General features: G+C 43.2%; 19 protein-coding genes and 1 pseudogene. 6 read left to right on the top strand and 14 right to left on the bottom strand.

What is annotated here, in order from left to right:
- Positions 1 to 19: 19 nt before the first annotated feature.
- Positions 20 to 475 (bottom strand): annotated as a pseudogene (locus BCT49_RS19425) (methyl-accepting chemotaxis protein); the annotation flags it as partial.
- Positions 476 to 563: 88 nt separating this feature from the next.
- On the opposite strand from BCT49_RS19425, the gene yccX reads away from it, so the two are divergent.
- Positions 564 to 851, top strand: a complete 288-nt coding sequence (yccX, locus tag BCT49_RS19420; protein WP_102437566.1) for an acylphosphatase — start codon at positions 564 to 566, stop codon at positions 849 to 851.
- A 47-nt stretch (positions 852 to 898) separates the two neighbouring features.
- Here yccX and BCT49_RS19415 read toward each other — a convergent pair whose 3' ends face one another.
- The 6 genes from BCT49_RS19415 to BCT49_RS19390 all read right to left on the bottom strand — a co-directional run bounded on the left by BCT49_RS19415 (position 899) and on the right by BCT49_RS19390 (position 6,475).
- Positions 899 to 1,228, bottom strand: a complete 330-nt coding sequence (locus tag BCT49_RS19415; RefSeq protein WP_102437564.1) for a TusE/DsrC/DsvC family sulfur relay protein — start codon at positions 1,226 to 1,228, stop codon at positions 899 to 901.
- Between the two features lie 155 nt (positions 1,229 to 1,383).
- Entirely contained in the window at positions 1,384 to 2,049 is a 666-nt protein-coding gene (locus tag BCT49_RS19410; RefSeq protein ID WP_017110713.1) for a Bax inhibitor-1/YccA family protein, read from the bottom strand.
- A 234-nt stretch (positions 2,050 to 2,283) separates the two neighbouring features.
- Positions 2,284 to 3,048 (bottom strand): amino acid ABC transporter ATP-binding protein, encoded by a 765-nt coding sequence (locus tag BCT49_RS19405; RefSeq protein ID WP_009846639.1) that lies wholly within the window; start codon positions 3,046 to 3,048, stop codon positions 2,284 to 2,286.
- 22 nt (positions 3,049 to 3,070) lie between these two features.
- Positions 3,071 to 4,168 carry an amino acid ABC transporter permease gene (locus BCT49_RS19400; protein ID WP_065104242.1) on the bottom strand — a complete coding sequence of 366 codons (1,098 nt, stop codon included), beginning with the start codon at positions 4,166 to 4,168 and terminating at the stop codon, positions 3,071 to 3,073.
- A gap of 1 nt (position 4,169) precedes the next feature.
- On the bottom strand, positions 4,170 to 5,375 hold the full coding sequence (locus BCT49_RS19395; protein ID WP_102437562.1) for an amino acid ABC transporter permease: 1,206 nt from the start codon (positions 5,373 to 5,375) through the stop codon (positions 4,170 to 4,172).
- A 71-nt stretch (positions 5,376 to 5,446) separates the two neighbouring features.
- Positions 5,447 to 6,475: an amino acid ABC transporter substrate-binding protein gene (locus BCT49_RS19390; protein ID WP_004733634.1), complete on the bottom strand. Its 1,029-nt coding sequence runs from the start codon at positions 6,473 to 6,475 to the stop codon at positions 5,447 to 5,449.
- Positions 6,476 to 6,956: 481 nt separating this feature from the next.
- Here BCT49_RS19390 and BCT49_RS19385 point away from each other — a divergent pair, with 481 nt between their 5' ends.
- Positions 6,957 to 7,898 carry a precorrin-2 dehydrogenase/sirohydrochlorin ferrochelatase family protein gene (locus tag BCT49_RS19385; protein ID WP_102437560.1) on the top strand — a complete coding sequence of 314 codons (942 nt, stop codon included), beginning with the start codon at positions 6,957 to 6,959 and terminating at the stop codon, positions 7,896 to 7,898.
- 222 nt (positions 7,899 to 8,120) lie between these two features.
- Here BCT49_RS19385 and BCT49_RS19380 read toward each other — a convergent pair whose 3' ends face one another.
- Both BCT49_RS19380 and BCT49_RS19375 read right to left on the bottom strand, forming a co-directional pair.
- Positions 8,121 to 8,603, bottom strand: a complete 483-nt coding sequence (locus tag BCT49_RS19380; protein ID WP_004733632.1) for a YajQ family cyclic di-GMP-binding protein — start codon at positions 8,601 to 8,603, stop codon at positions 8,121 to 8,123.
- A gap of 12 nt (positions 8,604 to 8,615) precedes the next feature.
- Positions 8,616 to 9,674: a 3-deoxy-7-phosphoheptulonate synthase gene (locus BCT49_RS19375; protein WP_102437558.1), complete on the bottom strand. Its 1,059-nt coding sequence runs from the start codon at positions 9,672 to 9,674 to the stop codon at positions 8,616 to 8,618.
- A gap of 207 nt (positions 9,675 to 9,881) precedes the next feature.
- Here BCT49_RS19375 and BCT49_RS19370 point away from each other — a divergent pair, with 207 nt between their 5' ends.
- Positions 9,882 to 10,769, top strand: coding sequence for a putative PEP-binding protein (locus BCT49_RS19370; protein ID WP_102437556.1), 888 nt, complete (start codon positions 9,882 to 9,884; stop codon positions 10,767 to 10,769).
- A gap of 135 nt (positions 10,770 to 10,904) precedes the next feature.
- Positions 10,905 to 11,390: a PaaI family thioesterase gene (locus BCT49_RS19365; protein ID WP_017082222.1), complete on the top strand. Its 486-nt coding sequence runs from the start codon at positions 10,905 to 10,907 to the stop codon at positions 11,388 to 11,390.
- Positions 11,391 to 11,490: 100 nt separating this feature from the next.
- Here BCT49_RS19365 and BCT49_RS19360 read toward each other — a convergent pair whose 3' ends face one another.
- Positions 11,491 to 12,846, bottom strand: a complete 1,356-nt coding sequence (locus BCT49_RS19360) for a hypothetical protein (RefSeq protein WP_017106997.1) — start codon at positions 12,844 to 12,846, stop codon at positions 11,491 to 11,493.
- Positions 12,847 to 12,874: 28 nt separating this feature from the next.
- Here BCT49_RS19360 and BCT49_RS19355 point away from each other — a divergent pair, with 28 nt between their 5' ends.
- Positions 12,875 to 13,783 carry a CvfB family protein gene (locus tag BCT49_RS19355; protein ID WP_017106996.1) on the top strand — a complete coding sequence of 303 codons (909 nt, stop codon included), beginning with the start codon at positions 12,875 to 12,877 and terminating at the stop codon, positions 13,781 to 13,783.
- 348 nt (positions 13,784 to 14,131) lie between these two features.
- Here BCT49_RS19355 and rsmF read toward each other — a convergent pair whose 3' ends face one another.
- The 4 genes from rsmF to BCT49_RS19330 form a co-directional block, all read right to left on the bottom strand.
- Positions 14,132 to 15,553 (bottom strand): 16S rRNA (cytosine(1407)-C(5))-methyltransferase RsmF, encoded by a 1,422-nt coding sequence (gene rsmF / locus BCT49_RS19350; protein ID WP_102437554.1) that lies wholly within the window; start codon positions 15,551 to 15,553, stop codon positions 14,132 to 14,134.
- Between the two features lie 149 nt (positions 15,554 to 15,702).
- Positions 15,703 to 18,360, bottom strand: a complete 2,658-nt coding sequence (locus BCT49_RS19340) for an MlaD family protein (RefSeq protein ID WP_102437551.1) — start codon at positions 18,358 to 18,360, stop codon at positions 15,703 to 15,705.
- Positions 18,347 to 19,657 carry a paraquat-inducible protein A gene (locus BCT49_RS19335; RefSeq protein WP_102437549.1) on the bottom strand — a complete coding sequence of 437 codons (1,311 nt, stop codon included), beginning with the start codon at positions 19,655 to 19,657 and terminating at the stop codon, positions 18,347 to 18,349. The genes BCT49_RS19340 and BCT49_RS19335 overlap by 14 nt, the downstream gene beginning before the upstream one ends.
- Positions 19,658 to 19,723: 66 nt before the next feature.
- Positions 19,724 to 21,520, bottom strand: coding sequence for an ABC transporter ATP-binding protein (locus tag BCT49_RS19330; RefSeq protein WP_102437547.1), 1,797 nt, complete (start codon positions 21,518 to 21,520; stop codon positions 19,724 to 19,726).
- Positions 21,521 to 21,609: 89 nt separating this feature from the next.
- Here BCT49_RS19330 and BCT49_RS19325 point away from each other — a divergent pair, with 89 nt between their 5' ends.
- The gene (locus BCT49_RS19325) at positions 21,610 to 22,101 is read left to right on the top strand and encodes a GAF domain-containing protein (RefSeq protein WP_102437545.1); all 492 of its coding nucleotides are present in this window, start codon (positions 21,610 to 21,612) and stop codon (positions 22,099 to 22,101) included.
- Positions 22,102 to 22,113: the final 12 nt, after the last annotated feature.

The raw sequence follows: 22,113 nt of genomic DNA, 5'->3' as shown, positions 1-22,113 counted from the left end.
TCTAAGCGGAGAAGAGCCGCGTGCTTAATGCTTTGTTCATAGAGAACATCGCACCGCCAATGAACGTCATGATGTAATAAACGCCTAGCGCGATCAGAGATAGAGTAACGGCAATGATTGAAACTTGAGTCGCTGAGAGCGCTGACCAAAGGTTTTGATCGTGGTTGGCGATTAAGCTGAATGCACCGTTCATGACCGAAACTGAGCCAGCACCATAACCTAGGGAGATGGTGTCAGAGTTACTGACAAGCTGAGCTACTTGGTCTTTGGTGAGTTGACCGGCCTCGATTAGCCCTTTCATCAAGAGCATTTCTTCTTGGTAAAGGTGAGCCAGTAAAGAGTCCGCAGCACTATCTAAATCAAGCGTTAAAATAACCAGGGCGAGAAGAGGTAATAAGAAGAGTAGATAGAACTTTTCTTGGATTTTTAGGTGAATGAGATATTTGTCAATCCAACGAAATGGGATTTCTTTCATAATCGTTATACTCGAAGTAATGCCACCGCCAAACGGTGAATGAATAGAATCTCAACTATATCATTCATATAATTTATGAGGCAACGTTATGAAAAATTCACAATGTATATTTGTCGTATCAGGCCGAGTTCAATGTGTTGGCTTTCGCTATCACACAAGCAGGCAAGCACAAGCCTTGTCGATTACGGGCTATGCAAAAAATTTAAATGATGGTCGTGTCGAAGTATTAGCGGTTGGGAATTGGGAGCAGATAGAGAAGTTATACGCTTGGTTACAATTAGGGCCGTCTAGCGCCACAGTAGACCAGGTTGTCAAGCATCAAATCAGTGAGGCGGATAAGCGGACTGTTTCTGTTGGAGAGTTTAAAATACTGTAGCGCTGTAGCTACAGTATTTACAGGTAGCTCTTGTTAGCGGATAGAGCTTATAAACATTTCGCTGGCTTAGGTAAGCCCGCTAACTTTGTTGCTTGTTTAGCTGGGCCTTTCTTGAATAATTTAAACAGGTATTTACTGTTACCTTTTTCAGGGCCGTGGGCTTTTTCCATTGCTTTAACGAGCATGCGAACGGCTGGAGATGTCTTGAATTCTTCGTAAAAGCTTCTTACAAAATGTACGACTTCCAAGTGTGCATCAGTCAGTTCAATCGCTTCGTCTTCAGCCAGGATTTGAATCATACCTTCTTCCCATTGTGTGTAGTCCAATAGGTAGCCTTGAGCGTCGGTTTCAATTTGTTTGCCGTTATATTCAAACATGTTTAGTCCAGAATCAGTTTAACTCAGTAAATAGGGTACATGACCACGTTTACCTTTCTCAAGAAGTATTGTCGTTATCTTTAGGAATATTGCATCTACAGATACAAAAAAGCCCAAGAGACAGGCTCTTGGGCTCGATTTTGAACGAACTATGATTAGTCGTTGCTGTTCATAATGCCTAAGATGCTTAGTAGGCTGATGAAGATGTTGTAGATCGAAACATACAAGCTGATAGTTGCTGAGATGTAGTTCGTTTCACCGCCACGGATGATGCTTTGCGTTGTTAGCAAGATAACACCAGTCGAGAACAGGATGAACATACCGCTCATTGCCAATGATAATAGAGGCATCTGTAGGAAGATGTTTGCAACCATACCCACTAGCAGCACAACGAAACCAGCCATTAACATGCCGTTAAGGAATGAAAGGTCGCGTTTAGTTGTTAGTGCGTAAGCTGACGCTGCCATAAAGGCAAGCGCAGTACCGCCAAGTGCAGTTAGGATGACATCACCCATACCTGCGCCAACGTACATGTTTAAGATTGGACCGATCGTGTAGCCTAGGAAACCTGTAAACAGGAACGTAAATACAAGACCCATGCCGTTGTCACGGTTCTTTTCTGTTAGGAATAGCAGGCCGTAAAAACCAACCAGCATGATAATAAGACCAGGACGAGGAAGGTTCATCGCCATAGATACGCCTGCTACAACAGCAGACCAAAGTAGTGTCATAGACAGTAGTGCGTATGTGTTACGCAACACTTTATTGGTTTGCAGAGCATTCTCTTGAGTTGCTGTGCGTGAAAACATAGGGCTGTTCATAATCTTCCTCGTAAGGTGACTTCAATAGTTATTAGTACATATATGGGGCCGAAAGTTCGAAAAATCAAGTCTTTCATTCCTTCTGTATACTTAAAATAATAATCAAAATAGTCGTTTAAGTGTTTCTCAAGATGTAACAAATTGTTGCTAGTGTTTCATGTTTACAATTTTAAGAAGCTTTAATAACGAAGAGGCGACCGAAGCCGCCTCTGTCTATATCAGTATAGTATCACATTAATGGTGCAAGATTTGACTCAAGAAGTTCTGAGTTCGATCCGATTGTGGGTTCTCGAAGAAATCGACTGGGTTGTTTTCTTCAATAATCTCACCTGCATCCATAAAGATAACGCGGTCAGCAACTTCTTTAGCAAAACCCATCTCGTGCGTTACACACAACATCGTCATGCCTTCTTCTGCGAGTTCGACCATTACATCGAGTACCTCACGTACCATCTCTGGGTCGAGTGCTGATGTAGGTTCATCAAACAGCATAACTTGCGGGTTCATACATAAAGAACGAGCAATTGCCACACGTTGTTGTTGACCACCAGACAGTTGACCTGGGAATTTATCGGCTTGCTCTGGTATTTTTACACGTTCGAGGAATTTCATCGCGATGGCTTCGGCTTCCTCTTTCGGCATCTTCTTCACCCAGATTGGTGCTAGGGTACAGTTTTCCAATACCGTTAGGTGAGGGAACAAGTTGAAATGCTGGAAACACATACCGACATCGCGGCGAACGGCTTCAATGTTTTTCAGGTCTTCCGTTAGTTCATTACCGGATACAAAGATATGGCCTTTTTGGTGCTCTTCTAGGCGGTTGATACAACGAATCATCGTTGATTTTCCTGAACCTGAAGGGCCACAAATAACGATCTTCTCGCCTTTTTTTACTTCCAAGTTGATGTTTTTAAGAACGTGGAACTCACCGTACCACTTGTTCATGTCTTTTAACTCGATCATAAGACCTTGAGAGTTGTTTTCTGTTTGCTGCGTCATAATACGTCCTTGATCTTGTTAATTATCGTTTGTGACCGGTGTGAAGTTTGTTTTCTAGCCAAATCGAGTATCTCGACATGCCAAAACAAAACACCCAGAACACTAACGCGACAAATACATAACTTTCTGTGGAGAAACCAAGCCATTCAGGGTCGGTATTCGCGGCTTGGCCAATCCCTAGTACATCAAACATACCGATAATCAAAACTAGACTGGTATCTTTGAACAAACCAATAAAGGTGTTCACAATTGAAGGGATTGTGATTTTTAGAGCTTGAGGCAGAATAATAAGCCCAGTTTTTTTCCAGTAGCTTAACCCTAGAGCGTCAGCCGCTTCGTATTGACCTTTTGGTATTGCTTGTAAACCACCACGGATTACCTCTGCCATATAAGCCGCACTGAATAGTACAACCCCAACAAGCGCTCTGATCAGCTTATCGGTTTCTGTCCCTTCAGATAGAAAGAGGGGAAGCATTACCGAGGCCATGAACAGAACCGTAATCAGTGGTACACCACGCCAAATCTCGATGTAAACGGTACACATACTGCGGATGATTGGCATCTCTGAACGTCGACCCAGTGCGAGTGCGACACCAATAGGCAGTGATACCACAATACCCACAAGCGCGATGATCAGTGTAACTAGCAATCCACCCCATTTATGTGTATCGACGACTTCAAGTCCGAAGATACCGCCGTATAGAAGACCAGCGATCAAGAAAGGGTAGATGTTTACAAAAAACAACCAAATCCAAGTACGCTTTGGTGTTCTTTCGTATGCCAGTAAAGCAACAAATATCGCTAGCGTGATATAGAATAAGCGTGGGCGCCAAAGTTCAGCTTCAGGGTAGAAGCCATACATGAACTGATCCCAACGCACGCTAATAAACACCCAACAAGCACCATCACTTGTACAAGCATCTCGTGTTGTTCCTATCCAATCAGCATTAATGAATGCCCAATCTGCTATTGCCCACAATAAAGTGAAAGCAAAATAAGCAAGCACCACAGTGACGACACTGTTAACAGGTCCATTAAATAGATTTTTTCTTAACCAACCGACTGGCCCAACGGTATTCGCTGGAGGCGGAAGATCAGGTTGAAATTGATGTGTACTCATCTTATCTCTCCACCAACGCTACTTTGCGGTTGTATATGTTCATTAGTGCGGATGTTAATAGGCTTAGAGTCAGGTAGACGCCCATTGTCATCGCGATTACTTCGATAGCTTGTCCAGTTTGGTTCAATGTTGTTCCTGCAAATACAGAGACAAGATCGGGATAACCAATGGCCATCGCAAGTGATGAGTTTTTAGTCAGGTTTAGATACTGACTGGTTAATGGTGGGATAATGATTCTTAATGCTTGTGGAATAATCACGAGCTTAAGTGTTCTTGCTCTTGGGATACCCAGAGACATCGCAGCCTCGGTTTGTCCATGATTTACCGCATTAATACCTGAACGCACAATTTCAGCGATGAATGCAGCTGTATAGATACTTAAAGCAAGCATCAATGCAGCAAGCTCAGGGATGATGCTAATACCACCTTTGAAGTTAAACCCTTTTAAAACAGGGTATTCCGCAGAGATAGGCATGCCCATTACAAAGTAAGTGACCAGTGGTAAACCGACAATTAATGCTGCAGCGATACGTACCATCGGTGTTTGCTGACCCGTTAATTTCTGCTTATTGTTCGCCCAGATGTTGATAACAAACGTAGCGATGATACCGGCAATTAGTGATGCGATAACAATGCTACTGCCTTGCTCCATGACAGGGGCTGGGAAGTACAGACCACGTACGTTCAAGAAAATGGCTTCACCAAGGCTCATACTTTGACGAGCGGATGGCAATGCTTGTAGAACGGCGAAATACCAAAAAAATATTTGTAGAAGAAGAGGGATATTTCGGAATATTTCTATGTAGACCGCCGCAAATCGGCTCACTAGCCAGTTTGAAGAGAGTCTAGCAATACCCATACTAAAGCCGAGTACTGTGGCCAACATGATGCCTAGCACAGAAACTAAAGCGGTATTGAGAAGACCGATAAAGAAAGTACGACCGTATGAGAACGTTTCGTCGTATTCAATGAGAGTTAAGCCGATACCAAAACCAGCTTCTTGGGAAAGAAAGTCAAAACCAGTGGCGATACCACGGGAGTCTAAGTTAGTGAGTGCATTATTTACGATCGTGTAAAAGAAAGCACAGAGTGCTCCGACAGCGAGAATTTGGAAAATAACTGAGCGAAAAGTGGGGTTGTAAAAAAGGTTGGCACTTTTGGGCTGTGGCTTTGCCTGAGCTGGAGAAATAGTTTCATTAGGTTTCATACTGCTATAACCTCAAATCCATTTAATAAATAGGGCGGAAAAGTCCGCCCTAATTGATGCTTGGAAATTTATTAACGGATTGGTGGAGCGTACATAAAGCCGCCCGCATTCCATAGTGCATTTACGCCACGAGAGATCTGTAGTGGTGAACCTGTACCAACAGTACGTTCGAAGCTCTCACCGTAGTTACCAACTTGTTTAATTACTTGGTAACCCCAGTCATCACGAATACCTAGGCCTTTACCTTTAGGACCGTCAACGCCAAGAATACGCTTGATGTTTGGATCTTTTGACTTAAGCATTTCATCAGCATTCTTAGAAGAGATACCGTACTCTTCCGCGTTAATCATCGCTGAAAGTGTCCATTTAGCTACGTTGAACCATTTGTCATCATCTTGACGAACAACAGGACCTAGTGGTTCTTTAGAGATGATTTCAGGAAGTACTTGTGCAGATTTAGGATCAGCTAGGTTCAAGCGAAGTGCATATAGGCCAGATTGGTCTGTTGTAAGAACATCACAACGACCCGCATCAAAACCTTTAGACGTTTGTGCTGCAGTATCAAATACTACTGGCTTGTATGACATACCACTATTACGGAAGTAATCAGCTAGGTTAAGTTCAGTCGTTGTACCTGATTGTACACATACTGAAGCGCCATCAAGTTCTTGAGCACTTGTAAGACCAAGTTCTTTCTTAACCATGAAGCCTTGACCATCGTAGTAGTTAACACCTACGAAGTTCAGACCTAGAGCAGTGTCACGATGGAGTGTCCATGTTGTGTTACGAGATAGTACGTCGATTTCACCCGATTGAAGGGCAGTGAAACGTTCTTTCGCTGTTAAAGGTACATACTTAACTTTAGTCTTGTCACCGAGTACAGCCGCTGCAAGAGCTTGACAATACTCAACATCGATTCCTTCCCATTCACCTTTTGAGTTAGGGTTAGAGAACCCTGGAAGACCTGTACTTACACCACAAGTTAAAAAACCTTGAGATGTGACTTTGTCCAGAGTGCTTTCTGCCGCTGATGCTGATGTTGCCATCATTGCAGTTGATGCAGCTACTACTGAAGCAAGAAGTGTTAGTTTATTTGTCATTTGTATCCTTCCTTGTTAACCAGGTGACACCTGATACTCGTGCTCATTTGAGTTTTTCTATATGTGTTGCGTTTTCTATGACCTTGTTACTCAAATCAAACTGGTTGCATTTTGCAAATGAAACTGTGTGCGATTTAAACAACTGTTTATAAGGTTAGGAAAGGATCTGTATTTTCACAAATGTATAATTTAAAAAGAATTTTGAATGAAATCACAAATCCGAACACAATTAGAATGACCAAATGTTAAGTTAATGTAAATAGTGCAGCGCTTCACACTGTTGGTGCAACGAGATTTAGATTTTTATATTGACAATTGACTAGGTAAATATTCTGAATCAACATCACAATGATGAAACATTAAACTTCAGAAAGATTGAAATTTGGTGAATAAATATTTTTATTGCACTTGGATAGTTATTAATATGCTCCAAATTTGGTAGCATGGCTGAATAGTTATTGAAGTCATCTCAAGGAAGAACATGCGTTATTTCCCAATGTTTTTAGATGTAGAAAATAAGCCGATCTTAGTGGTGGGCGGGGGCGAGGTTGCTTGCCGAAAAGTAGATAGCTTGTTAAGAGCTGGGGCGGATGTCACTTTAGTGTCCCCTAAGGTAGAGCCTTACTTAAAGCAGCTTGTTGATGATAATAAAGTCCATTGGGTTCAAAACTTTTACTCTTCACAACTTATCTCGAAAAACTACTTACAAGTGTGGGCAACCACAGACAACCCAGACCTAAATCATCAAGTACATAATGATGCAAAAAAAATGGGTATTCTTGTCAATGTGGTCGATGACTTACCCTATTGTGACTTCATCACTCCTTCAATGATAAATCGCGGAAGAATCCAAATTGCGATCTCAAGTGGGGGTGCATCACCTGTTTTGGTGAGAAATATTAGAGAAAAACTCGAAACCGTCTTGCCTCAGAATATTGGTTTGATCGCAGACTTTGGTGCATCAAAACGCAATTCGATTAAAGAGTCCTTTCCTACGGTTGATGAACGCCGCAAATTCTGGGAGCGTTTTTTGTCTTCCAGCTTTATCAATCAAGTAACGGAACGCGAGCAACTGGAAACTTATTATCAGCAATCTTTGGCGGAACCTGTCGATAATGAAGGGCAAGTGACTTGGATTGAATTTGAAGACGATGTAGAACTTCTCTCAATGAAGGCGCTGCGTCTGATGCAAGAAGCAGAATTGGTGCTGTCACCAAAAGAATGCCCATTTGATTACATTGACTTGTGCCGCAGAGACGCTGAGAGAGAGAGTTTCAGTGATAGTGGAGAGTTATCGACAAAGCTTGAGAAGGCAAGAGCAGAGAACTTACGCGTGTGTGTGTTTATTCCACCAGCAAGCGTAGAGTTCAATTTACTTGTCGGCCGTGATTTGAAACTGTCTACAGCAAAGGTCATTAGCTAGCTAAAGCATCTGTTAGTAAATTGCGGCATGCGTCAGCCAATTACAGCATGTAGTAGGTTGGCTCTTGTAAGCTAATCGACTACTTGCAGTTATCACTAAAGATAAAAAAGCCTCTGCTTTATTGAAGCAGAGGCTTTTTAGTATTTGAAATTCACCGTTTTAATTCAACCCAATCAACCTACAAACACATCTATTATTGACGGCTTGTGGTTTTAGAGTGAATTAGTCACGGAAGTTGTCAAACTGGAAAGGTTGACCAAGCTCACCGCTACGAACTAGAGCCATAACTGCTTGTAGATCGTCACGCTTTTTACCTGTTACGCGAACTTTGTCGCCTTGGATAGAAGCTTGAACTTTCACTTTGTTATCTTTGATTAGCTTAACGATTTTCTTCGCAACATCAGTTTCGATGCCTTGCTTGAAGATAACCGTTTGGTGCCAAGTGCGACCTGTTTGGTCTGCTGCTTTCGCTTCCATCGCGTTAGGATCAACGTTGCGCTTCGTTAGGTTGCTACGAAGAATGTCGCGCATCTGCTTTAGTTGGAAGTCATCTTGCGCTGTCAGTTTTACTGATTCGTCTTTGTAATCGAAGCTAGCTTCAACGCCACGGAAATCGAAACGAGTCGATAGTTCGCGGTTTGCGTTGTCTACAGCGTTACGTAGTTCTACTGCTTCTACTTCAGAGATAATGTCAAATGATGGCATTGTGTTCGTTCCTTAAGCTAAATTTCTATCTTTAATTGCAGTTGCAAGCATGTCTAGCATAGTTGCAGTATCTTCCCAGCTTAGGCAAGGGTCAGTGATTGACTTACCGTATTCTAGGTTATTGATGTCAGTCATTGGCTGGTTACCTTCTTTAATGAAGCTTTCTGCCATGATGCCTGCAATTTGGTTCTTGTTAGATTTGATCTGCTCGCAAATGTCTTGTGCTACTTCTAACTGCTTACGATGCTGCTTTTGGCAGTTTGCGTGGCTGAAGTCGACAACTAAGCGCTCTGGAAGGTTAACTTCTGCCAGTTGCTTACATGCGTTTTCAACAGATTCAGCGTCAAAGTTAGGACCTTTATCACCACCACGTAGAATAACGTGACCGTATGGGTTACCTGAAGTGCGGTAAACCGTCATACGACCATTCTTGTCTGGAGAATAGAAGTAGTGTGAAGCATGCGCAGCACGAATCGCATCGATTGCGATCTTGATGTTGCCGTTGGTTGCATTCTTGAAGCCTACTGGGCAAGAAAGTGCTGAAGCCATTTCACGGTGAATCTGAGATTCTGTGGTACGAGCGCCAATTGCACCCCAAGTGATCAGGTCTGCAATGTACTGACCTGTGATCATATCAAGGAATTCAGTCGCGGTAGCTAGGCCAAGCTTGTTGATATCAAGCAGCAGTTTACGTGCTTTGTTCAAGCCAGTTTCAAGTGCGTATGAACCATCTAGATTCGGATCGGTAATCAAACCCTTCCAACCTACAATTGTACGAGGTTTCTCGAAGTAGGTTCTCATTACAACGAACAATTCGTCTTTGTATTGATCTTGAATCTGACTTAAGCGCTCAGCGTAATCAAGTGCCGCATCTGTATCGTGAACAGAACAAGGGCCAACGATAACTAATAGGCGGTCATCACGACCCGTTAAGATATCTTCGATTTGGCGGCGAGATTGTTTAATACGCTCAGCAACGTCGTCAGTAATAGGGTGTGCATTGCCTAATTCGGCAGGAGTTGGCATAGGACCCAGAGCTTGGGTTCTCAACTCATCAGTTTTTAATGGCATGTGATAGCTTTTTTATTCTATTGCGAAGTGGTTAAGATAACGGAATTGAACAGAGGAATAAACTCTCTTAAGTCAAAGTTATCTCAGTTATTGCTAATATTCTTATTTTTATCAGCAGGCCAGCGTCAAATAAGGGATTTTCACTTGTATTAACAGGCAGCTATCGGTATTTTCGTTTGAACACAACATAAAAATGCTGGAGCAGCAATGACTCAAGAAAATCAAAGCACTTTGCACCCAGAACTTGTTTTAGGTGATGTGCTGCCTTCTTATAACGATAATAATAATTCCAACCACTTGTACGTTTCCCTGTCTGAATTGGTCATGGATCGTGTGTTCTATCATCCAAGTATTGAAAGTCACTTAGATACTTTGTCTGATATTGAGAAAACCTCTTTAGACGCTGTTCTTGGCGATAAAAGTGTTGATGAACATTTTGTTTCAACCTTAGTTGTCGCTATTCAAGCCGCAGTTCAACCAAACCATAATGCGGTTCGTGTTGCGTTGAGCAGAGCCGACAGCTATGGGTTCCGCTCTTTACTTGGCGGCAACTGCGAAGTTGAAGAAGTCAACCCGGCACTGGGTGTACGTGGCGTAGCGCGTTATGCGACACCTGAATACAGCAAAGCTTTTGCGCTAGAGTGTCAGGTGATCAAAACCCTGCGTGAACAAGGCATCAACGTTGAAATCGTTGTTCCTTATGTTCGAGCTCTGAGTGATGCAGCGAAAATCATTGATCTGTTAGCTGAGCAAGGGTTACCACGTGGTTTGAATGGCCTAAAAGTACTCTTCTCGTGCGATGTCCCTTCTGCCGTTTTACTGAGTGAACGACTTCTGCATTACTTTGATGGTACAGCGGTGAATGTTGATAGTCTGACTCAATTTGCGTTGGGTGTTGATAAGCAGAATGAAGCTCAGCAACATGCGTTTGATCCACAAAATGAAGCGGTGATTACGTTGATTTCTAGCATCGTAAAAGCGACGCAACACGCGAAAAAGCCTGTGCTAATCGTGACTCAAGGTTTGGTCGATTACCCGAGACTTCAAGGTTATATTGCAGATCTGGAAGGGGTTGATACCGTTATTACGGCTTAATCTTCCCTTATTGCAAGAGTTTGAAAATGAAGAGATATCATGGAGACGTGATATCTCTTTTTTGTAACATTTTTTTGACATCTCTATCGCTAACGGATTAACTGGTCTGATGACTGATTTGATTAGGTAATCCGAATGTTGACCCCTCTACAAAAAGCAAATTTCTATTTGAGCATGTTTGGCTTTTTCAAAGTGCCTTTGATCTGGTTGTGTCGCCCAAAGCTGCTCGCACTGGACAACCAACATGTTGAAGTGAAAATCCCTCTTAAAAGGCGAACGAAGAATCACCTTAATAGCATGTATTTTGGTGTGTTGGCTGTTGGCGCAGATGTCGCAGGTGGCTTTCTAGCTATGAGTAAGTCGCAGCAACAAGGTGAAAAGATCTCGTTGGCATTTAAAGAGGTGACCGGCAATTTTTTGAAGCGCCCTGAGGGAGATGTGCATTTTACGTGTAACGATGGAGAGCTAATCAATACCATGTTGGCTGAAACTATGTCGACTGGAGAGCGTGTTAACCAACCCGTGACGATTATCGCGACTTGTCCGTCTCTACATGGTGATGAACCGATGGCGGAATTCACGCTAACGCTTTCTATTAAGAAAGTGCCTTCGAGAAAGTAAGTTAAATGCTTTGTGGAAGCAGTAATAAACGATTGATAAATGAAATAGGGTATGTGGATTTTGTGCCCACATACCCTATTTCGTACACATACTCTAAAGACTATGACTCTTGAGTGATCTGCTCGATATCAACGATTTTTGAACGGTTCATTACGATTTTCCAACGGTAATAGGTCGGTTCGCTATCATGATTGTTCTCTTTGATGATCAAGTTCAGCAGGTGCCGTTTTTCTACCGACTCACGACTTACTTGACCTTCATTTAGGCGGTATACGTTATTTGAACCTTTGTCCATCAATCGAGTGAGAGCTCTTAGGCTGACGGATAGAGTTTCACGCGTCTCTTCGTAACCACTCATAAACGTCGATGTCGACATTTCGGTTTGAGAACGATAATGCAAAATTTGCTCTTCGCGCTGCACTACTCGCTTCTTACGAATCAACTGAATTTTGTCCGCTAACTTAGAGAAATTGGCGTAATCCAACCATTCAAGTTTGTGACCGACTGACTTATTCGTTGTTGGGTCAAAGTAGCGGCGCTTCCACTTCGGTTTTCCTTTGCGGAGCCAACGCCAAAGTATATCCCTTAAATCATCCTTGAAGATTTCACGCAAAGCGTAGATGAATGACATGGACACGATGAAAGACGCGGTAATCTCTCCTAGGAAGTCACGAGCCAATATGACGGTCGTGGTAACCACCACCATGACCAAGCCCGTTGCGATGCCTTTAACTGCTCGCTTCACGTTCTTACCCATTGATGTCGTCTTTTCTTTGAGGACGATAGGGTGCTCAATCAAACGACGCAGCAATCGCATCTTGTTGCTCAAACGAGTGACGTCTTCTCGAACCTTGGCCGAGTTATATCGATTAAGCTTGCGGTGGGCGGTTTCTTTATCACAAAGCGTTAATAGGCGTTCTTTGATGGTTGAATACTCACTGCCGCGTGGCATGTGGGAAACCAGTGATAAAAACTTCTGCTCTGTGTACCAAGATAGGTAGTTATCTATATTGGCATAGTAACGTTTAAGGTTTTCTTCATAAGGAATGCTTCGGCGCAGTTTCTTTAATATATCGAGAGCCAGTTCGATGACTTCATCTACTTCATCAGCCGTGACATTGTCACTCTCATTTTTGTTCAAGCTGCTGACGGCTTTGTCTAACGCGATAACATATTGATAAGCGAACAAACTCAAACTGACACGATATTGCGTGATGGAGAGTCGACCACGTTTTGCTAAACGGCTGTGTACCAGAGGTAGCAGTGTTTTATCACTGTAGTAAGCGCGTTTCTGAGTAATTGAGCTGTAGAAAAATGCGCTTTCAGAAAGGACTTCAGGCGTCAGTCCGAGTTCACCGGGAATGAATAGATAAACGTCCATGTCGAGCTTTTTTGTCTTAGCCATCGCATGGTTAATTTTAAGTGTTATCGCATCTTGTTTATCAACGGTGATCAACGATGTCTCCTAGAATATAAAAATATGAATGAAACTAGCGAAAGCATATCAGAGATCACGTATAATCACCGCCAAATTTAAAGTAGAGACAATCTTGATGATTAATATTGGTCAAATAAACAACCTAGAAGTAGTAAAACAAGCAGACTTCGGTGTATTCCTTGACGCTAGCGACTATGGAACGGTGTTGCTGCCGAAACGATTTACTCCTGAAGGTGTTGAAATTGGTCAAAAGCTAGATGTTTTCTTATACATTGATTCTGACAACCAGATCGCTGCAACCACTGAAAAACCGATCGCTCAAGTAGGGCAGTTTGGTTTGATGACGGTTGAAGGTGTAAACAGCACCGGTGCTTTCATGAGCTGGGGTGTGAAAGGCAAAGATCTTCTGGTTCCTTTCAGCGAGCAGCGTGGCCGTTTAAACGAAGGTCAGTCAATCTTAGTATATGTGTATATCGATAAAGCATCGAGCCGTATTGTTGGAACAACTAAGTTCAACAAGTGGTTAGACAACACGCCAGCGACTTATAAGCAAAACGAACAAGTTGATCTTATCATCGCAGAGCGCAGTCAATTGGGCTACAAAGCGATCGTTAATGGCGAACACTGGGGAATGATTTTCCCATCAGACATTATTGGTAAGCTATTCATTGGTAAATCACTAAAAGGCTACATCAAAAACATTCGTGAAGAAGACGGTAAGATTGACTTGTCTCTTCAAAAAGTCGGTGTTGCTAAGATGGATGACTTGAGCACTAAGATTCTCGATCTGCTTGAGAAGAAAGGCGGCTTTTTACCACTGAACGACAAGTCTTCACCTGAAGCGATTTTCACGGCATTCAGAACCAGTAAAGGTACGTTCAAAAAGACCATCGGTGGTCTGTACAAGTCAGGTAAAATCTCTATTGATAAAGAAGGCATTCGCTTAGCTGAATAAGCGAGTTTCTCGGTTAAAAAAAAGCCCAAACTTTCCTGTTTGGGCTTAGGGGAAAGGGCTCCGAAGAGCCTACGCTAATCGTTGTAATTCTTTGTCTGATAGACTGAAGTCTAGTTTAGATTCCTCAATAAGCGATTTTCCATAACGCAAATAGTGATTTGAATTGATATTTATGTAATTAAGCGTTGATTCGACATTATTTTTAATCGCACCGAGCTATCTGATGTGAATAGAAAAAGCCCAAACAATTTACGTTGTTTGGGCTTTTTGTTTATTCGTATGCTTTAAGCAGTTAAGCAGTTAAGCAGTTAAGCAGTTAAGCAGTTAAGCAGTTAAGCATAAGCACAATTAGAACAGGTTCTTATCGCGTACGAGCTCTCGCGGTAAACCGTTCTTCACTCGGTTGCCAACCCACTTACCAAGGCCGATGATCGCGCCGTTGTATTTAACCAGCACTTCGCCTTTACCTGACAAGCCTTCTGGGCGAACATCTCGTCCCATGAACCACTCACGCGCGTCTTCGATGTTAAGTTCTACAACGTTGGCTTCGTTACCTGTAGCCAGCGTTGTCGCTACCTGATGCTGCCAACGATAGCCTTTCTTATGAGTCTCAGCGATCTTGATGCCCATACGAGAGAAACGGAACTCGCCAATCATCGGCTCTAGTGCTTCAGGGAATAGCCAAACGTCTTTGTCACGAATCCATACCTGAGTATCACTTGGTAATTCGATATCCAGTGCGCCTAAAAGCTGATCAGCGACTTCTTGCTGTGCTTTTTTATTGGCTTTTTCAAATGGAAATTTACCCAAACGTTTCTTCACTTCTGGTGGTGTCACAGAAGCGAGTTTACGGATACGTGCAACGAAGAAACCTTCCGAGTCATAAACCTGCGGGAAGATGTGAAGAAAGCCTTCCTCGGTCGTCGTCGCTTTTGCATTGTCGAATAAGTTTTCTAAAGACTCAAACTCAACTGCGTCACCAAACGTCTCTTTTAGGTGATGACATACTTGTTGGTTCTCTTCGGTACTTAATGTGCAGGTTGAGTAAACCAACACACCATTAGGTTTGAGAGCGTGAAAAGCACTTTCAATCAGATCTTTTTGAGTGTCAGCAATATCGACCACAGACTGATAAGTCCAGTTCTTCATCGCGTCAGCGTCTTTACGAATCGTACCTTCGCCAGAGCAGGGTGCGTCTAACAACACGGCATCGAATTGCTCTGGTAGCCAACCACCGAAGACTCTGCCATCAAAGTTACTTAGTGCTGCATTACGCACGCCACAGCGCTCTATGTTGGCGTGAAGGACTTTCACACGGCTTGCTGCGTATTCATTAGCAACCAGTACGCCACGGTTATTCATCAAGGCCGCTATTTGAGTCGTTTTTGAGCCTGGAGCTGCAGCGGTGTCTAACACGGCTTGATAATTCTCTTCACCTTGGAATAGAGCGGACGGTGGCATCATCGAGCTGGCTTCTTGAATGTAGAATAGGCCAGACATGTGCTCTGCCGTATTACCTAAAGGCGCTTCACTTTCATCTGCAGTGATCCAAAAACCCGTTTCACACCAAGGTACTGGTTCCAGTTCCCAACCTTTGTCTTTCGCGCGTACGAGGAAATCTTCAACACTGATCTTCAATGTGTTCACTCGAATACTTTTACGAAGTGGTTTTTGACAAGAAGCGACAAACGAAGCCATATCTAGGTGGCTTGGCATGATGCCTTCAATATGAGTCAGGAATTCTTCTGGGATATATACGTTAGCGTGCAAAAGGGTATCTCGATTTATAGCGTTAATGCGCGCAGTTTAAAGCAAAATGAGATTGTCCTAAACCAAATTTGCTTTAAACAATAAAAATGCAGCCGTTTGGCTGCATTTTAAGTTGAATCATGTGCGTTTCAGTGTCGAAGCTTAGTTCACTAAGGGCGAGGGATGGCCGTTCTCCAAGATTTCCATTCATCTTCGGCTTGAGGATATAAATAGAAAGATTGGTCTTCTTCTGCCAACGGTTGGAGTTCATTCGTTGGTGGCGTTGAGAAAGTAATCCCGCCTCTTAACAAGCTATCTACAGTACCTGCCTTGATGCTTGCACCAGACAAACCGATAGAGACATCAACCCCAGATACATTCCAAAAAACGCTGTTTGAGCGAATCAGATAGGCGTATTCAGGTTTTATCTGAATGGTTGAGATAATACGGTCTGCAAATTCACCCAGTTTTACGTCAATCACAGAACCAATCTCTAGTTCTCTGAATAGAATAGGTGTGCCTTCAGATACAGAACCTCTTGTTTCACTCTGCAACATAAACACTTTGCCTTCAGGTTGAACGGGGCCTTGGCTGAGTTTAAATGCCGTGGTTTTACTGCCTTTTCCTGGTTCAACATTGATGTGTTTAGACAGGAGTGCCGATACGTTTTTGATACCGTTTAGGCCGATCTCCGGTTCTGCTAACCAAAAGTGGCTGTTTGCGACTGCAATTTTCTCAACGTATTCCGGTAAAACACGAGCGGTAATTTCGATACCACCTTTGCTAAAGTTCGGAATCACGAGTGTCACTTCACCAACGGTTACGCCCTGATACTTGATCGCCATGCCTTTGCTGACTTCTTGGTCGCCAGAAGAGGTGATGGTAATCGCGCGGCCAAACTTTCTCGCTGATTTCGAATCTGCGTATAGCTTCCAAACGTTACCAAGCTTGTTGTCGATTCCTGGTAGTGAATCAAAGGCAATACCACCTTGAATCAGCGTTTTAACCGGCGCGGCTTTGATGCTGATCCCTGATAAAGAAGCATCGACTTCAACACCTGAACGATTCCAGAACACAGTGTGCTTGTTGATTAAGTGTGTGTAACGGTTTTCGATGGTTACTTCGATTCTTACGCCACCATCCGCAAGCTGAAAGTTAGAAATACTACCAACTTGAAGGTTGCGGTAGAGCAGAGGGCTTCCTTTCGAAATAGAAGGCAGCTCGCTAGCAAACAACGACATCTTTTTAGAGCCAGTTTGATTGAACTTGGCGATTTCTGCTAATGACTTACTTTGGAATAATTGATAGTTAGAGCGAGACTTGCTGTTGCCTTCACTCACAAAGCTAATAGAACCACTCAGCAATTGTTTCGCTGGCGGTACCGTGACGCTTAGCCCCGATTCTGTAAGCTCTGCAGTCGCACTGCCTGTCACGAAGAAGCGGTTGTTACTTTTGATAAGGTGCGCATATTGGTTGTCGATCAGCGCGTCCATGAATACTTCATGCTTGTCGCTACCGGTTCCAACACTTTCAACTAGCCCAACATCAATGATTGAACCAACGGCTATGCCTTTATAAAGTAATTGGGTTCCAACATCCAAACCAAATGAATTGTTAGAGGTTAGACGAATCGCAACAGACTTTTCTTGCTCCTGACTGAACTCGTTCTTGCGAATAGCGGTAAACCGACGAGACTTTTCACCTTCACCAGGTACTAATGTCAGGAAGTTACCTGTTACCAAGTTAGCAATGTTCTTCATACCTGTTAGCGACAGTTCAGCTTCTTCCAGAACGAATTTACTTCCGCTGTTCAAGAAGTCACTGAATGCAGGCTGGATAGCGGCAGAAGCCACCACGTTTTCACGACCTTTGCTCAACGATAAATCGGTAATTTGACCAATTTCGATGCCTCGGTACATGATTGGCGCACCGGTTGCACTGATCTTGTTGTCGTCTGGCACTGCGATCTTAATTGAGATACCACGACCGGCGGTTTTTAGATCGGGATAGAGTTTGAATTCGGTGTTCATTTCAACGGGTTGGCCTTCTCCCGGGGAGTCGACTGCAATCGAGCCGCCAAGTAAGGCGCTTAAGCTCTCTAATCGTACGTCAACACCAGAGAAGCCGATACTTGCCCCTAAGCCGCTTACGTTCCAAAAACGACTTTGGTCGGTAATGATATGACTGTATTCGTCTTTGATGGCCGCTTGAATGGTTACCGACTTAGCATTTTCATTGAGTTGATAGTTATAAACTTCACCAATCGGGATCTTGCGGTAAACAATTTGTGAACCGACAGATACGCCGCCAAGATCTTTAGTCGTCAACGATATATTGAGACCTTCGGACGCCAGTAAGTCAGAAGGTGATGATTCCAAGGCGTGAAACACCGTTTCTGGTTTTTCTTTGGTTTCACTAGGGTGAATCGCAATATAGTTACCGGAAACAAGAGCGTCTAAACCAGAAATGCCAGAGAGGCTTGCTGTTGGTTTTACTAGCCAGAAACGCGTTCCCTTCGAAAGAAGCTTTTGAGCCTCAGGGTAGATGTCAGCATCAACATAAATGCTCGATAAGTCTTTGGACAACGTGATGTCGCGAACCATACCTACTTCTAAGCCTTGATAGCGAATCGTGGTTCGCCCTGCGACTAACCCCGCGGCATCCGAGAAGTAGATCTGCACACGTTGTCCTGCATCGTGTACTGACTTCATAACCAGCCAACCAGCAAGTGCTACGGTTAGGATCGGCAGAATCCACAAAGGAGAGATCCCTTTGTTTTTTCTAACTTCTGGTGAATATGACGTTTGTGATTGGTTATTGTTGTTCATTCACTGACTCATCTTTAGAGGTGTGGTTATCCCAAATTAGCCTAGGATCTAAGCTTTCCGCTGCCAGCATTGTCATAACAACAACGACACCGAAAGCCACAGCACCATAACCTGGTGTAAAGTTTAAAATTTGTCCACGGTCGACCAATGTCATCATGATCGAAATAACGAAGAGATCCATCACCGACCATTTACCTACCCATTTCACGATGAAATAGATGGTCATTCTTTGCCTGTGATAGCGTGCTCGTTTCATTTGAATACAAAGTAATATGTACGTAAGCCCGAGAATCTTAGCTACTGGAACCACGATACTCGCAATAAAGATAATCGCTGCGATGCCGTACATATCCGTATTGATGAGTGAGGCGACACCCGAAATGATCGTGTCTTCTAGCCTTTGTCCGTTGGTGATTACGATCGAAATTGGAATCACGTTCGCTGGTATTATGGCAACGGACGCTGCAAATAACAGTGCCCAAGTCTTTTGTATAGAGTAGGGCTTGCGGTGATATAAGTCATGGTGGCAACGTACACAAGCGTCACCCTCAGGCTGAGATAGATGGCAGTTGTGACAGTGAACATTTTTGCTTTCTGTAAAAGAGTAGTCTGATTCTTTTGCCCAAGCTTCCCAGTAACGTCGCACACTAATGCGGCTCACCAGTAGAACGCTGAATAACTGCAGTAGAATCAATCCAATTAAACCGGGGCCAACAAAAATATCGGAATAGTCTTGTAGTTTGAAACACGAGATGGCCACACTCACCAAAAACACATCCAACATCATCCAATGCTTTAAGGTTTGGATAATCGCTAATGAGTAACGAAATGGTGTGAAAATTTTAAAACGTAATGATGCGTGTGTGATCAGTACAGAAGTACAAACAAGGAACGGCGCGATAGAGCTACAAAATAAAATGAGTAACCCAAGCAGTGGGAAGCCTTCTCCCATTAAGGTGAACACACCCGATGGCAGTGTTGCTGGTATCATGACGCCGATTAGGCGGATACTGATGAATTCAAAGAAGTGCGAAGGAATAAATAGCAATAAGCAGGTGATTGCGATGGCTAGGTTTCCAGAGAGACTAGGTGTGCCTCCGCGGTATAATTGAGTCCCGCATCTAGGGCAGTAAGCTGACTTCCCATGTGGGATGTCCATCTTATCTATTGGGAGTTCACAACCTTGGCATAGTCGTACAGAACTGCTGTCGCACAAGTGCTTACCTTGTGAAGGTCCGGATGATGGCTGATCGCCCGGTAATGGTTCAGCGGTGACAGTATGAGAGGGGGAGGTCACAAGACCTCCCGAGTTGAAGCGTTGGTCAAAACATAGCAGTGACTTAACTTACTAGAACGACAAACATCAGGCGTGCGATTGCACACTGCCATAGAGTGTTTGATAAAGTCCTTGTTGTTCAACCAATTCACCATGTGTTCCCGTCTGTGTGACTTGTCCATCTTCTAAAACATAGATCAGATCAGCTTGTTTCACTGCTGATAATCGATGAGCCACAATCAAAGTTGTGCGATCTTTCAAAAATTCGCTTAGTGCTTTGTGCAGAGCTGACTCTGTCGCTGTATCAAGTGCAGATGTTGCTTCATCTAGAATAACAAACTTCGGATTGCTCAACACCATACGGGCGATGGCCAGTCGTTGTCGTTGGCCACCAGACAGTCGAACGCCATTCCTACCAATTTGAGTATCTAAACCGTTACTTAGTTGCTTAATTACATCTTGCATCTGAGACACTTCAAGCGCACGCCATAGCGACATTTCATCGTATTCGGCGCCGAGGGTCAGATTATGCCTCAATGTGTCATTAAAAAGTATAGGTTGCTGTAAAACAACGGCAATTTGATTGCGAATTACATCAAAGCTGATGTCGTCCGTTGTTTCTCCGTTATAGCGAATACACCCAGAGTCGGCTTGATAAACCCCAATCAGCAACTGTATTAATGTCGATTTACCTCCACCACTGGCACCGACAAGAGCGACCTTTTTACCCGCGGGTATATGTAAGGATAGCTTATTTAAAACAGTGTTTTCTAATGTGTAAGAGAATGTAACATCTTCAATATCGACGGTCACTTCTTGATGTTCATTGAACGGGTTCACTTTACTCACCGGACGATGTTCTTCTTCAAGTAGGAGTAGATCGTTAATGCGTTGAAGCGCGGCCTTCGCGCTATACCAAGAAAACTGAATGCCTAATAACTCTTGAACAGGGCCGAGCATGAACCATAAGTAGCCGAAGACTGCGAAAATTTGGCCAATGGTTAAATCACTAAATAACACCATCAACATTGCTACAGCACGGAACAGTTCAAAGCCTAACAGAAACAGTAAAAAGGACACTCGACCTGCGGCTTCAGATTGCCATGCGTATTTATCGGCATCGATTCTTACTTGGTTTGCTTGAACTTTCAGCTCATCAAGAAAGATACGCTCTTTATTAGCAGCACGAAGTTGATAGATGCCATCTAACGTTTCAACTAGGCGATTCTGAAAACGCTCAAAAGACTGGTTTTCATATTTCTTAAGGTGTTTAACACGGCTACCAAGTTTACGAGAAAAATAAATAACAACAGGATTGACCAGTAGAATGAACAGCCCTAAGCGCCACTCTAACCATAGTAGGACGATAGCGGTACCGAGCACCGTTAAGAAGCTGATGATAAATTTAGAAAGGGTAGAGCCAATGAACTTATCAATAGTCTCTATGTCTGTAATAAGGTGAGCATTAATACCGCCGCTGCCTTTGGTCTCGTATTGTCGGATGCTAATGCGGCCAAGTTTATCGATCATCTTGCTACGCATTTGGTAGGTGATCGTTTTGGAAACCAAAGTGAATTGACGACCTTGTAGAATATTCAACGCTTGGCTAGCAGAGCGCATCAAGATGACCAACAAGAGAGTAAGAGCAATATAGCCAGTTGGCGTTTGCAGCGAGACTGGAAGTAGGTGATTCATCATCTCTAACCCTGAAGCTGGCTTATCAAGCAAAACTTCATCGACCATGAGTGGCATAAGCAGAGGGATAGGGACGCTAATTAAGGTTGCAAGAATGGCAACAAAGTTAGCAAACAGTAATTTGGACTTGTGTTTTTTTACTTGAGTTATCAACCAAGAACGGCTAATAGTGTCTTCTGAATTGTTCATTGTAATGAGAATAAGTCCTATTTAGTTTGATGGCCGCATTTTACTGCGTTCTCTTGATAATGGAAGTCTCAATTTAATTGGAAGTTAATATGAAAATAGAACATTACCAACGCTTAACCAAACAAGCCGTTGCATTAATTGAATCAGAAACCGATCTAATTGCGAATCTTGCAAATATTAGCTCACTATTGTTCATGGAATTAGATGAACTTAATTGGGCTGGTTTCTACTTAATGAAGCAAGACAAGCAAATGCAACAAGATGAGCTTGTGCTTGGTCCATTCCAAGGACAGCCAGCGTGTGTTCGAATTCCAGTAGGGCGTGGAGTCTGTGGAACTGCAGTTGCGACGAATACAGTTCAGCGCATTCATGATGTGCATGAGTTCGAAGGTCACATCGCTTGTGACGTTGCAAGTAACTCAGAAATCGTTATTCCATTCTCTATCGATGGTAAAGTCGTGGGTGTTCTTGACATCGATAGTCCAAATATTGGTCGTTTTTCTCAAATTGATGAAGACGGATTGACATTTTTTATGGCTGAAGTGGAAAAGGTGCTTAATTCGCACGCGAACAAGGCATAAATTATTCTCTTA

It is taken from the genome of Vibrio lentus, assembly GCF_002875945.1.
GTDB lineage: Bacteria > Pseudomonadota > Gammaproteobacteria > Enterobacterales > Vibrionaceae > Vibrio > Vibrio apostichopi.
Note: the sequence above shows the minus strand (reverse complement) of the source record. Positions and strands in the feature narration are given on the sequence as shown.

Excerpts from the sequence above, each read along its gene's own strand:
- yccX (WP_102437566.1), top strand. The coding sequence starts at position 564 with ATGAAAAATTCACAATGTATATTTGTCGTATCAGGCCGAGTTCAATGT.
- BCT49_RS19415 (WP_102437564.1), bottom strand. The coding sequence starts at position 1,228 with ATGTTTGAATATAACGGCAAACAAATTGAAACCGACGCTCAAGGCTAC.
- BCT49_RS19410 (WP_017110713.1), bottom strand. The coding sequence starts at position 2,049 with ATGAACAGCCCTATGTTTTCACGCACAGCAACTCAAGAGAATGCTCTG.
- BCT49_RS19405 (WP_009846639.1), bottom strand. The coding sequence starts at position 3,048 with ATGACGCAGCAAACAGAAAACAACTCTCAAGGTCTTATGATCGAGTTA.
- BCT49_RS19400 (WP_065104242.1), bottom strand. The coding sequence starts at position 4,168 with ATGAGTACACATCAATTTCAACCTGATCTTCCGCCTCCAGCGAATACC.
- BCT49_RS19395 (WP_102437562.1), bottom strand. The coding sequence starts at position 5,375 with ATGAAACCTAATGAAACTATTTCTCCAGCTCAGGCAAAGCCACAGCCC.
- BCT49_RS19390 (WP_004733634.1), bottom strand. The coding sequence starts at position 6,475 with ATGACAAATAAACTAACACTTCTTGCTTCAGTAGTAGCTGCATCAACT.
- BCT49_RS19385 (WP_102437560.1), top strand. The coding sequence starts at position 6,957 with ATGCGTTATTTCCCAATGTTTTTAGATGTAGAAAATAAGCCGATCTTA.
- BCT49_RS19380 (WP_004733632.1), bottom strand. The coding sequence starts at position 8,603 with ATGCCATCATTTGACATTATCTCTGAAGTAGAAGCAGTAGAACTACGT.
- BCT49_RS19375 (WP_102437558.1), bottom strand. The coding sequence starts at position 9,674 with ATGCCATTAAAAACTGATGAGTTGAGAACCCAAGCTCTGGGTCCTATG.
- BCT49_RS19370 (WP_102437556.1), top strand. The coding sequence starts at position 9,882 with ATGACTCAAGAAAATCAAAGCACTTTGCACCCAGAACTTGTTTTAGGT.
- BCT49_RS19365 (WP_017082222.1), top strand. The coding sequence starts at position 10,905 with ATGTTGACCCCTCTACAAAAAGCAAATTTCTATTTGAGCATGTTTGGC.
- BCT49_RS19355 (WP_017106996.1), top strand. The coding sequence starts at position 12,875 with ATGAAACTAGCGAAAGCATATCAGAGATCACGTATAATCACCGCCAAA.
- BCT49_RS19340 (WP_102437551.1), bottom strand. The coding sequence starts at position 18,360 with ATGAACAACAATAACCAATCACAAACGTCATATTCACCAGAAGTTAGA.
- BCT49_RS19330 (WP_102437547.1), bottom strand. The coding sequence starts at position 21,520 with ATGAACAATTCAGAAGACACTATTAGCCGTTCTTGGTTGATAACTCAA.
- BCT49_RS19325 (WP_102437545.1), top strand. The coding sequence starts at position 21,610 with ATGAAAATAGAACATTACCAACGCTTAACCAAACAAGCCGTTGCATTA.